The 226-nt window shown below is 43.4% G+C and carries 1 pseudogene; it reads right to left on the bottom strand.

Features of this window, described 5'->3' with window-relative positions:
- Positions 1 to 226, bottom strand: a pseudogene (locus B4237_RS14210) (3-methylcrotonyl-CoA carboxylase); the annotation flags it as partial.

Consider the following 226-nt stretch of genomic DNA (forward strand, 5'->3'; position numbering starts at 1 on the left):
CCAAATCCAATCCCGTAATCATCTCAGTGACAGGATGTTCAACCTGTAAACGCGTATTCATTTCCAAGAAATAAAATTCGCCAGATTGATCCAACAAAAATTCAACCGTTCCCGCGCCGATATAATCACAAGCTTTCGCGGCAGCAACAGCTGCTTCACCCATTTTTTGACGTAATTCAGGCGTCATTACTGGACAAGGTGCTTCTTCAACAACCTTTTGATGACG

Origin of the sequence: Acinetobacter sp. UBA6526, assembly GCF_002434875.1 — a bacterium.
In the GTDB taxonomy this organism is placed as follows: Bacteria; Pseudomonadota; Gammaproteobacteria; order Pseudomonadales; family Moraxellaceae; genus Acinetobacter; species Acinetobacter venetianus.